The following is a 10,507-nucleotide window of genomic DNA, read 5'->3' on the forward strand; positions in this document are numbered from 1 at the left end:
TTCTCAGCCCTTCCGGGCGCCGACCGCCTGCCGCACATGGCCGGCTATGAGGCCGTAGACCTTGCGGGCCTTCTCGTCGTCCGAGCCGTCGTAGCCGTGGTCGGCTCCGGCCACGTCGTGGTGCTCGACGAGCGCCCCCGTCGTCCGCAGCCGGTCGGCATAGCGCTCGCCCTCCCCTTGCAGAAGGTCGAACTCGGCCGTGACGACCAGCGCCGGGGCGATGCCCGTCAGATCCGCGGTGTCCGAGGGATGGGCGGGCGACACGAGCCGGTCGGTGCGCAGCCGCTCGTCCGGGACGTACGACGTGTCGAAGATGTCGGCCATCCAGGGCCGCAGCATCGGCTTGTCGACGGCGGCGTGCTTGTCCTTGGCATGGGTCACCAGGTCCAGCGGGGGATAGTGCAGGACCTGGAGCGCGATCGAGGGGCCGCCCTCCTCCAGGGCCTGGCGGGCCGCGGCCGCGGCGAGCGCGCCCCCGGCGCTCTGCCCGCCCACAGTGAGCCGGCTGCCGTCCCAGCCCTGCTCGGCGCCGTGCTCGGCGACCCAGCGGACGATCTCGTACGCCTGCTTGGGCGGAGCCGGAAACGGGTGCTGCGGGGCGACGACGTAATCCACGTTGATCACCACGACCCCCGCCTCGGCGGCGAGGAAGCGGCACAGCGGGTCGTCGACCTCGGTGATCCGCATGACGTATCCGCCGCCGTGGAAGTTGACGTACACCGGCGGCGCCGGGTCCACGGTCGTGGGCAAGTACACCGTCGCTCGGGCCGGGGCGAACGACGTGGGGATGATCAACTCGCGTACGGTGCGCGGGTATTCGGGGAACCGGGCGTACGAGGCCACCGCGGAGCCGCGGCCGCCGGAGCGGCGCTCGGCGAGCAGGGTCATCCGTTGCATCGCCTTGGCGGCGAGGGTCGCCACCGCAGGTCGGGCCAGGAGGGACATGCGATCGAACTTACTTGAGTGCGTCAATAAAAAGCTAGAGGGTGGGATACCGGACGAATTCACCGCTTGGCGCGCACGCCGTCGAGGGCGACGGCCAGCACCCGGTCCCGCTGCGCGTCGTCGTCGAAGACGGTTCCGGTGATGCCCGAGACCATGCGCAGCAGGTCGACGAAGTCCATGTCCGTGCGCGCCTCGCCGGCTCGCTGGGCCCGCTCGAACAACGGGCCGCCCGCTCCGTACATCGAGTCCCGGCAGGCGGCGAAGATCTCCGACTCGTCGTTGAGCGCCTCGCGGACCGCCCGCTTGGTGACCATGTAGCCGGCGAACCGGTCCAGCCACGCCGTCAGCGCCTCCCACGGCTCCAGGTCCGCGACCTCCTGGGCCACGTGGCACAGGGTGTTCACCTCGTCCGCGTAGACGCTCTCGAAGAGGTGCCGGCGGGTCGGGAAGTTCCGGTACAGCGTGCCGATGCCGACGCCCGCGCGACGGGCGATGTCCTCCAGGGAGGCCTCCGCGCCGTGCTCCGCGAACGCCTCGCGGGCGGCGGAGAGCAGGGCGTCGTAGTTGCGGGCCGCGTCCTTGCGGTGCGGCCGCCGGGCCGCGACGATCTCGCTGACGGGGAACGGCTGGGTGGTCACGGCTGCCTCCTGGCGGGGTTTCAGATTGAAGCGGAGGTTGCCCTCCGCTACAGTGGAGGAGTGCCTCCACTTTAGCGGTGCGGGGCGCGCTCGCCGTGCATGCGTGCGGCCGCACGCATCAGCGACGGGACGTGATCCACGTAGCGCTGACGGGACGTGATCCCTGTAGCGCTGACCGGAGGTGATCCACGAACCGCTGCGGCCGCGCGGCCCGTCCATCCCTTCCACCACCCTTCCACCACCTTTCCGCGACCGCTCACCGCGGCCGTCGGCGTGCTTCGTGCTGCCCGGCAGTGCGCACGGGCCGTACGACCGTGATCTGAGGCTTCGGCCGCACCCTGTGTTCGGAGAGGCTCTTCATGCCCCGCAAGTCCACCCGCCTCACCTTCGCGGTCCTCGCGATGGGTGCCGGCGTGTTCTCCATGCTCCAATCGCTGATCGCGCCGGCCCTGCCGACCGTCCAGCACGCACTGCACACCTCGCAGTCCACCGCGACCTGGGTGATGACGGCGTATCTGCTGTCCGCCTCGATCTTCACCCCGATCCTCGGCCGCGTCGGCGACCTGATCGGCAAGAAGCGCACCCTGGTCGCCGTCCTGGTGACCGTGGCGCTCGGCTGTCTGCTCGCCGCGCTCGCGCCGACCATCGGCCTCCTGATCGTCGCCCGCGTGGTCCAGGGTGTCGGGGGAGCGCTGTTCCCCCTTTCCTTCGGCATCATCCGGGACGAGTTCGCCCCGTCCGAGGTGAGCGGCAGCATCAGCAACCTGTCCGCCGTGATCGCCGCCGGCGGCGGTGTCGGCATGGTCGCCGCCGGGCCCATCGTGAGCGCGCTCGACTACCGGTGGCTGTTCTGGATCCCGGTCGCCATCGTCGCCGTCGCCACGCTCATCGCCCTGCGCTACGTGCCCGAATCGCCCAACAGGGCGAAGGGGAAGGTCAATTGGCTGGGCGCCGTACTGCTGTCGGCGTGGCTGGTGGCCCTGCTGCTGCCGCTGAGCCAGGCGAGCGTCTGGGGCTGGGGCTCGGCGCGGGTGCTCGGCCTGTTCGCCGCCGCGGTCGTCCTGTTCGCGCTGTGGCTGTACGCCGAGGCCCGCTCCCGCACCCCGCTGATCGACCTGCGCGTCATGCGGCTGCCCGCCGTGTGGACCACCAACACCGCGGCGCTCCTCTTCGGCGCGGGCATGTACGCGATCTGGTCCTTCCTGCCCGGGTTCGTGCAGACGCCTCCGTCGGCCGGGTACGGCTTCGGCGCGAGCGTGACCGGCGCCGGGCTGCTCATGCTGCCGATGCTGGTGGCGATGTTCCTCTCGGGCGTGCTCAGCGGCCGTCTGGAGCCGGTGCTCGGCGCCAAGACCCTCCTGACGACGGGCGCGGCGCTCGGCGCGGTGGCCTGCGGGTTCCTCGCCCTCTGGCACGACGAGCAATGGCAAGTGGCCCTCGTCGCAGGCGTGTTCGGCCTCGGCATCGGACTCGCCTTCGCCTCCATGGCCAACCTGATCGTGGGCAGCGTCCCCGCCGACCAGACCGGCGCCGCCACCGGCATGAACGCCAACATCCGCACCATCGGCGGATCCATCGGCGCGGCGGTCACCAGCGTCCTGGTCACCGGCCGCCTCCAGCCCTCGGGCCTGCCCTACGCCTCCGCCTACACCCACGCCTTCACCCTGCTCGCCCTGCTCTGCCTGGCCGCCGCACTGGCCGCGCTGCTCGTCCCGGTCCGCCGGGGCGGCCGTACGACGGGCCCGGGCTTCGCGACGGGCGACACGTCCGGCGTGGAACAGCCGGCGGTGGCTCCCGTGGCACGCGGCTGACACACGCGCATGGGGTAGGGTTGATCCACGTGCTCACACGGGCGACCGTGGGAGCGCACCGGGACGTGGCGCAGCTTGGTAGCGCACTTGACTGGGGGTCAAGGGGTCGCAGGTTCAAATCCTGTCGTCCCGACGGTGCGAAGGGTCTTCGCAGGCGAGAGCCTGTGAGGGCCCTTCTTCTGTGTGTGCCGTTCCGGCTGCGAGGTGAGCATGCCGCTCATCGGCACCTTTACTCGGAGGCCGGGGAAGGTGCCGTTGTGGACCTGAACAAGATCAAACGCCCGTGCGCTTCCTGCCCAGGTCCAGTCCCCCGTCGTCGCCGACCGCGACCCCGTACCGCCGGACCCGAGGAACTCGCCGCCGCCACGGTGATCGGGGACCGGGTGCGGCGCCTGGCGACCGCACGGGGCGGGCGGATCGGTTGGATCGCACCGCAGCCGGTGGCGTACGGGGTCTGGGACTTCGCGCCGCTCGGCGAGGACCTTTACTCGGGACTCTCCGGGATCGGTCTCTTCCTCGCCCGGCTGGGCCGGCTCAGCGGTCATCAGCGGTTCACCTCGTTGGCGCTGGACCCCGCCGACGACGTGGTCCGCCGGATCCACGCGCGCGCCGCGGCGGCGGACGACGGGGGCTGGGGCGCCGGTTTGGAGGCGGACATCGGGTCGTTCGGCGACTGGATGGGACCGTTGTACTTCCTGGCCCACCTCGACCGGACGCTCGGCGGCACACCGCATCTGGCCGCGGTCCGCGAGCCGGTTCTGTCCGCCGCGGGGCGGGCCCCTGGGCGGCACCAAGGCCTTCGATGTCGTGGACGGCTCGGCGGGCTGCGCCCTGGTCCTGCTCGCCCTGGTCGACGGCGGCACGATGACGACGGATGGGCAGCGGCCTTCGCTCGCCGTGCCGCCCGTCACCTGGTCACCGGCACCGTCCCCGGCGGCACCGGGTGGAGCCAGGCCTGGGAGCACCACAGGATCGACAGCACCCGGTTGCTCACCGGGTTCGCTCACGGAGTGGCGGGCATCGTGACGGCCCTGGCCTACGTTGCCCTGGCTCGGCGCACCGGCGGCACCGCCCGCAGGGTCCCCCTGATCCCCGCAGCCGGAGCCACCGCGACCGGCTTGGTCACGGCTCCGGGGTGGTACCCACTCCTGTTCCTTCTGGTAATCGAGGCCAGCATGATCCGCGGCAACGTCACTCTCCTCCAGGGCGCGGCCCCCCCTGGCCTCCCCGCCGCACCCGTCACCATCGGCGTAGTACCGCAGGAGCCGTGCAGGCTGTGTGTGGCCCGAGTCATGGCATCCGTGAGCCACCCGTTGCGTAGGCCCTCCACGAACTCACGGGTGAACCGGGAGGTGCCGAGCGTCGACCCGTGCGGCGCCATCGCGGAAGCGGACCGCAGCGCGTCGGACGCGGTGAGGAAGTACACGCCGGTCGGCCGCAACAGCGTGCTGGGTTCAGGCCGTACCTCCGGGCTTGCTCGCGGCGTTCGCTGCACCGGGCAGCGCCGGAATAAGTACTTGCAGGCGCACCGTCGGTAGATGCGACCGCGGTCGGTGGTGTACGCATGAAGATCGCCTCCCGAAGGCGAGGAAGGCGGCACGTACTCGGCGACCGGCCGATCACCGTCTCCAGCGGCTTCTGGTTGGCGCCCGCAACAGTGCCGCGGGCGGTGCGGGCAACAGCCGCCACGTGTACGGCGATGCCGCCGACCTCGGTGCCGGCCCGTACTCCCCGCGCGGGACGGATGAGAAGCGGGTTCCCCAACACGCAAGGGGAACCCGCTCGCGGTAATCCCACACCGGTGAGTGCCCCCGCTGAGTCACCATGGCGCTGGTCGGCTGTCCCTGGGCCGCAGGTCTTCGAATGTGGGCGAGGGCTCAGTTCTCCTGGATCACGGCCAGGACGTTGCCCGCCGGGTCCGTGAACCAGGCGATCGCCGTTGGGCCCTCGGAGCCCCGGACGATGCCTTTGGCGTCGGATCCGAACTCCGGGTAGCGCTCCATGCTCACGCCGCGCTGCGTCAGCCCGTCGACGGCCGTCTCGATGTCGTCCACGGGGAAGTTCAGGATCGTGAAGCTCGCGGGTGTGTGGTTGTCCTTGGGGTAGACAAAGACGCTTGCGCCGCTGCCCAGCTTGATCGTGAGCATCCTCATGTCGCCTTGCCCGCTCTCCTCCACCTGGAGGCCGAGGGTCTCGCCGTAGAACTGGCGGGCCTTGTCGAGGTCGTCGACCGAGAAGCCGCTGAACGCCTTCGACTGTCCGAACATGCCGTTGTCTCCTTCGCGTGTTCCGTCCCGGATTTCCGAGGCCACCCCAGCGGACCACCACCCGGACATCCGCCTCGCGCGCTCGCGTCCGGATGGTCGCCGCGCGTCACCCTCAGGGAGCGATCGGCAGCCGGCGTTCGTGATCGGTGAGCTCTTCCCGGCAGACGTGCGACGCGCTGCCGGCGCTCCCGACGGCCGGTGGATTCCGACTGTGCCCGTCGCCCGTCCCTGGCGCGGCCGACAAGCGCGCGAACGGCAACGGGAGTGGTTCGGCCATTCCAATCAACGGCCGGCAGTAGGCGTGCGGGCCGGCTTCGTCATGGCAGCACGGCCGGGTGGTCAGCCCTGACCCGACCAGCGGGCTCCGTCCTCGCCCTGCGCCCCAGCCCGCGGCTGCTGACCGGCGGCTTCCGACTGCTGCGCCGCGCCGCCACCGCGTTCAACGACCCGCCCGAGGGAGCGGACTCCCGGCGGACCGTCTGGACACTGAGACTCCTGGCCGACGGTGCGCAGGCGCCAGACCGGCCCTCCACCCAGCTCAACGCGGGTACGGGCCGCGGCGGCAACGGCTTGGATACCACCGAGCACCAGTACCCGGTGGCCCGTCAGCGGCTTGTCCAAGATGCCGACCCAGTCGCCGGGTTGGCGCGGAGCGGGGACGGATACGTCAACGGATACGTCAGGGGAGGGCGGCGGCGGGACAGGCACGTCCGGGACAGGTGCTGTGGTGGATGGGGACTCGGTGACCTGGACTCGTGCCGTCGCCGGTGGTGCCACCGAGGCGATCACCGGGGAAGCGGCCGTCGTCTCCGCCTCATGCGCTGTCCCGGTCCGCACCTCGGCCAGCAGCCGCAGGAAGGTGTGCTCGTCGATGACGGGCACACCTTCGGCGATTGCACGTCGGGCCTTTGCCGAATCGGACACTGGCTCGTTGGTGGCCAGCACGCTGGTGTGCCGACTCACGGAGGTCATCTTGTTCAGTCCGGCGGCAACTGCCCGCCCGACCAGCTCCGCCCGGGCGTGGGCGGTCTCACCGGTGATCGCGATCTTCATCCCTTGCTGGAGCGGCCCGCCGGGAGTCAGCCGTCCCGGGTTCCGGTACGCGCACCGCCGCGACACTGGCAGCCACATCCGTGCGCGGGCGAACTCGTAGGCCAGGAAGTCGTAGTCGAACTGGGCGTTGTGGGCGACCAGGATCCGGTCCTGGAGCATTGCCCCGATCCGACCGGCGACCTGGCCGTGCATACCCGAATTCGGGGTCAGCTGATGCGGCGTGATCGGGTGTCGACTCTGTCATCGCGTATATCGGCCAAATTCGGCTTATCGACTATCTGATTGGCAGTTCAGGTGCAACACTCTGTGACTGCGGCGGGTGGTCCGCTGTCAGATATCTTCTTTTGTCGGGGGCGTTGTGCGTGACAGGGCGTAACGCATCGGGCCGCCGGTATGCGCCGTACGCCGCCGAGGGGGTGGTCGCTGCTTCGACGCGGCCCGATGGCCGGCATCGCACCGGCTTCGGCCTTACCCCCGACAACACTCCGAAGAGGTCAGTAGAGGGCCTTCGCGTGGTATTCCGACTACCGCTCCCCGAGCCGCCCGAGTTGCGTCCGGAAACCTCTCTCGTACGGCGGTCCGGCCACCTCCCCATGCCACACTGCGGCCATGACGAATACGGCGAACGGTATGCACGAGTACGGCCGCAGTGATGACGCCGGACCGGTTCGGACCTCCTGGCCCCGGTACGGCGTGGATGCCCCGGGCTTCGTCTCGACCCTCGGTGCCGCCGCGGCGGCCTTCGGTCTGGCATCCGTGCGGTGGCGACGGGGACGGGCGGTGACGGCGACCGCGGGCGCGTTGCTGACCGCCAGTACCGGCATATACCTGCACACCACACTGCGCGGAAAATTAGCCATCTGGGAGAAGGAGTTGGACCGGGTCGGCCTCAAGGGCGACGAGGAACTGCTGGACCTGGGATGCGGGCGTGGCGCGGTACTTGTTGCCGCGGCGAAACGACTGCCGAACGGGAAGGCCGTTGCCGCGGACCTGTGGGCGGGCAAGGACCAGAGCGGCAACCGCCCGGAGATCACTCTCGCCAACGCCGCCGCGGCCGGGGTGGCGGACCGGGTTGAGGTGCACACGGCCGACATGACTGCGCTGCCTTTCGCGGACGACTCCTTCGACGTGGTGACCAGCGCTCTGGCGATCCACAACATCGAGCCGCCCGAGCGGCAGTACCAGGCGCTGGACGAGGCGATGCGTGTGCTGAGGCCGGGTGGCCGCCTGATCATCGCCGACTTCTGGTTCGCCGCTCGGAGGTACATCGCCCACCTCGGCGGGGACAGCACCCTGCGCCCCTTGGGCCTGGGTTACTGGTACGGCAGTCCTTGGCTCGGCATCAACCTCCTCGAGGCGACCAAGAAGGACTCCCAGTAGGCCTGGAGTTCGGGGGATGGGTCCGTGTCGGTCGGTGCGGTCGGTGAACGGGCGCTTCGTCCCTGCGGGCATCCGTGGGGCCATGTGATGCGCATGGGTGCGGAATTCTTGGGCATAGCATCGGCTCACTGAATCGAATCCGGACTCCGCCGGAATGCGAAAGCAATCAGAAGATGAAGCACCGAGACGGGGCCGATTTCCGATCACGGAGCGGGTGAAAGCCTTCCGGCCGCCGGAACGGTCACCCCGGCACCGATCGCACTGTGCCAGCTGCGGATGCGGACAGGGCACTGCTCGCCGCGAGAGCCGGCCGGATGTCGCGACCCGTCACGCATCCCTCCCGTGAATCCAAGTGGGCCTCCTCGGAAAACGACGTGCGCTGGTTCCGTAACGCTTTCGAAGCGTGCGCGACGCCGTGACCTGGGGCACCCGGAAGGGGGTCAGTGCTGGTACGGCGGTTTCAATACCGGTTTCGGTGGTCATCTCCTGTGGGTAGAGGCCGGGAGTTGGTTCGTCAGCGCATCCGTAGTCTCCGTGGAGTGAAGATCGATTAAAGAAGGGATACGCGATGGACGAGATAGCTCAGCAGAAATTTTTGGACGCGGTGATCGCGGCACGATGTGAGCACATGTCGCTCAGTGGATTAATAAAGGATCTGCGCCCTGCCTCGGAATCTGAGGGGTATTATCTGCAGGACGCACTCCCTGCGCGGCTCCAGGGAAATGGATTCGGCCCTCGAGTCGGCCACAAGATCGGCTGTACCACTCAGGTGATGCAGGAGTACATGAAAGTTCCTCACCCGTGCGCGGGCGGTGTCTATGAGAGTACCGTCCGGTTCATGAACGGTACTTTCCGCCTTTCGGACTTCGTGCGCGTCGGGGTTGAATGTGAAATCGCGGTCCGTCTTGCAGAAGACCTCACATCGCGCGGCGCGAAATTCTCTAGGCGAGATGTCGCTCAGGCCATCGCGTCATGCATGGTGGCGATCGAGGTGGTGGATGACCGATACGCCGATTTCCGATCACTCGGCGCGCCCGCTCTGATTGCCGACGACTTCTTTGGGGCGGGCTGCGTACTGGGAGCGGAAGTCGCGGACTTCGACCCCTTCGATTTGGGCGGGGTATCGGCGTCAATGGTGATCGACGGTGCCGAGGTCGGTACAGGAGTGGGTTCAGATGTTCTCGGACACCCTCTCGACGCCCTCGTCTGGTTGGCGAACAATGCTGCACATCGGGAGTGCCGCGGGCTTCGGGCGGGTGAGTTCGTACTGCTCGGCAGCCTCGTGCAAACCAAATGGCTGGACGGCCCGTGCGAAATACGTGCCATCAATGATCCGCTGGGGGAGATCACAGCCCGATTCGAGAGATGAGCATGCGGGCGGCCGCCGCGGAGACGTGTGCCCGTGTCCCGCCCCCGGTCGATCGAGCCACAGTTCGTGCCGGGGGCGGACGTGAGCGAGGAGTGTGGGGCGAGCAGGCCGTGGCGTGCTCAGGCGGTCGCGAGAGCGCCGCCGTCCACCACGTACTCGGCGCCGGTGATGCGGCAGGCACGCTCAGAGGCGAGGAAGGACACCAGATCGGCGACGTCCTCCGGCTCGCTGGTCCCCTTCATGGGGGCACCCTCCATCTGGACCATCATGTCCACCACCGCGTCGCCGTCCTGCCCGGTGGTGCCTTGGATGCTCTCCGCGACCAGGTCCATGGCCGAGGTCCGCACCAGCCCGGGGAGCACGCTGTTGACGCGGATGCCGTGCGGGGCGACCTCGGCGGCCAGGCCCTTGGCATAGTGGAGGAGCGCCGACTTCGCCGCGCCGTAGTGCAGTAGGGCGCCGACCGGCCGCCGGGCGACTGTCGACGCCATCTCGATGATGACCCCGCTGCCCTGCTGGATCATCGACGGCAGGACCGCCGCGTCCAGCCATACCGCGGAGAGGTAGTTGCTCTTGAGGGCTTCCACCCAGTCCTCGTCGGGGATGGCGGCGTGACCGCCGAGGTGTGGCATGCCGCCGCTGCTGGCACCGCCGGCGTTGTTCACCAGGATGTCCACCCCGCCCAGTATGCCGAGGGCCGCGTCGGCGAGTTCGCGCACGCCCTCCGGGGTGCTGGAGTCAGCGGTCACCAGGCGGACCGAGTCGGGGACGGGCGCCTCCTTGCGCGCAGAGGTCACCACGGTGGCCCCCTCGGCGACCAGCCTGCGGACGATGGCCAGGCCGATGCCGCGGGTGCCGCCTGTCACCAGCGCGCGCTTGCCTCGCTGGGACGCCGCCGCGTCGTTCACGTGGGTCATGTTCTCTTCCTGTCTTCGCCGGTGTTCCTGTGGTTCCTGGTGATGTGCGCCGGTGTCCGTCACGGTCTTGCAGGGGAGCGCGGGGCGGCGGGGGGGGGCCCCCAACCCCGGGTGGGGGGAGGGGGGT

General features: G+C 69.4%; 8 protein-coding genes, 1 tRNA gene and 2 pseudogenes. 6 read left to right on the top strand and 5 right to left on the bottom strand.

The window, feature by feature from the left end:
* Nucleotides 1-3: 3 nt before the first annotated feature.
* Nucleotides 4-945 (bottom strand): alpha/beta hydrolase fold domain-containing protein, encoded by a 942-nt coding sequence (locus AB0I77_RS15070; protein ID WP_363282973.1) that lies wholly within the window; start codon nt 943-945, stop codon nt 4-6.
* 59 nt (nt 946-1,004) lie between these two features.
* Complete coding sequence (locus AB0I77_RS15075) at nt 1,005-1,583, bottom strand: helix-turn-helix domain-containing protein (protein WP_363282974.1); 579 nt, start codon at nt 1,581-1,583, stop codon at nt 1,005-1,007.
* Between the two features lie 359 nt (nt 1,584-1,942).
* Here AB0I77_RS15075 and AB0I77_RS15080 point away from each other — a divergent pair, with 359 nt between their 5' ends.
* The 4 genes and pseudogenes from AB0I77_RS15080 to AB0I77_RS15095 form a co-directional block, all read left to right on the top strand.
* Nucleotides 1,943-3,394, top strand: a complete 1,452-nt coding sequence (locus tag AB0I77_RS15080) for an MFS transporter (protein ID WP_363282975.1) — start codon at nt 1,943-1,945, stop codon at nt 3,392-3,394.
* A 59-nt stretch (nt 3,395-3,453) separates the two neighbouring features.
* Nucleotides 3,454-3,527 (top strand) — tRNA-Pro (locus tag AB0I77_RS15085).
* A gap of 124 nt (nt 3,528-3,651) precedes the next feature.
* A complete protein-coding gene (locus AB0I77_RS15090) occupies nt 3,652-4,932 on the top strand; it encodes a hypothetical protein (protein ID WP_363282976.1) in 1,281 nt (426 codons plus the stop codon).
* A gap of 56 nt (nt 4,933-4,988) precedes the next feature.
* A pseudogene (locus tag AB0I77_RS15095) lies at nt 4,989-5,125 on the top strand (D-Ala-D-Ala carboxypeptidase family metallohydrolase); the annotation flags it as partial.
* Between the two features lie 146 nt (nt 5,126-5,271).
* Here the strand turns inward: AB0I77_RS15095 and AB0I77_RS15100 are convergent.
* Together AB0I77_RS15100 and AB0I77_RS15105 are read right to left on the bottom strand one after the other, a co-directional pair.
* Complete coding sequence (locus AB0I77_RS15100; protein ID WP_363282977.1) at nt 5,272-5,661, bottom strand: VOC family protein; 390 nt, start codon at nt 5,659-5,661, stop codon at nt 5,272-5,274.
* A 528-nt stretch (nt 5,662-6,189) separates the two neighbouring features.
* Nucleotides 6,190-6,897, bottom strand: a pseudogene (locus tag AB0I77_RS15105) (hypothetical protein); the annotation flags it as partial.
* 426 nt (nt 6,898-7,323) lie between these two features.
* Here AB0I77_RS15105 and AB0I77_RS15110 point away from each other — a divergent pair.
* Complete coding sequence (locus AB0I77_RS15110; protein WP_363282978.1) at nt 7,324-8,094, top strand: class I SAM-dependent methyltransferase; 771 nt, start codon at nt 7,324-7,326, stop codon at nt 8,092-8,094.
* 568 nt (nt 8,095-8,662) lie between these two features.
* The gene (locus AB0I77_RS15115; RefSeq protein ID WP_363282979.1) at nt 8,663-9,463 is read left to right on the top strand and encodes a fumarylacetoacetate hydrolase family protein; all 801 of its coding nucleotides are present in this window, start codon (nt 8,663-8,665) and stop codon (nt 9,461-9,463) included.
* Between the two features lie 119 nt (nt 9,464-9,582).
* Here the strand turns inward: AB0I77_RS15115 and AB0I77_RS15120 are convergent, their stop codons facing one another.
* Entirely contained in the window at nt 9,583-10,380 is a 798-nt protein-coding gene (locus AB0I77_RS15120; protein ID WP_363282980.1) for an oxidoreductase, read from the bottom strand.
* Nucleotides 10,381-10,507: the final 127 nt, after the last annotated feature.

Origin of the sequence: Streptomyces sp. NPDC050619, from assembly GCF_040654815.1 — a bacterium.
Classification (GTDB): domain Bacteria; phylum Actinomycetota; class Actinomycetes; order Streptomycetales; family Streptomycetaceae; genus Streptomyces.

Coding starts and splice junctions, on each gene's coding strand:
- AB0I77_RS15080 (WP_363282975.1), top strand. CDS start 1,943: ATGCCCCGCAAGTCCACCCGCCTCACCTTCGCGGTCCTCGCGATGGGT.
- AB0I77_RS15100 (WP_363282977.1), bottom strand. CDS start 5,661: ATGTTCGGACAGTCGAAGGCGTTCAGCGGCTTCTCGGTCGACGACCTC.
- AB0I77_RS15070 (WP_363282973.1), bottom strand. CDS start 945: ATGTCCCTCCTGGCCCGACCTGCGGTGGCGACCCTCGCCGCCAAGGCG.
- AB0I77_RS15120 (WP_363282980.1), bottom strand. CDS start 10,380: ATGACCCACGTGAACGACGCGGCGGCGTCCCAGCGAGGCAAGCGCGCG.
- AB0I77_RS15115 (WP_363282979.1), top strand. CDS start 8,663: ATGGACGAGATAGCTCAGCAGAAATTTTTGGACGCGGTGATCGCGGCA.
- AB0I77_RS15110 (WP_363282978.1), top strand. CDS start 7,324: ATGACGAATACGGCGAACGGTATGCACGAGTACGGCCGCAGTGATGAC.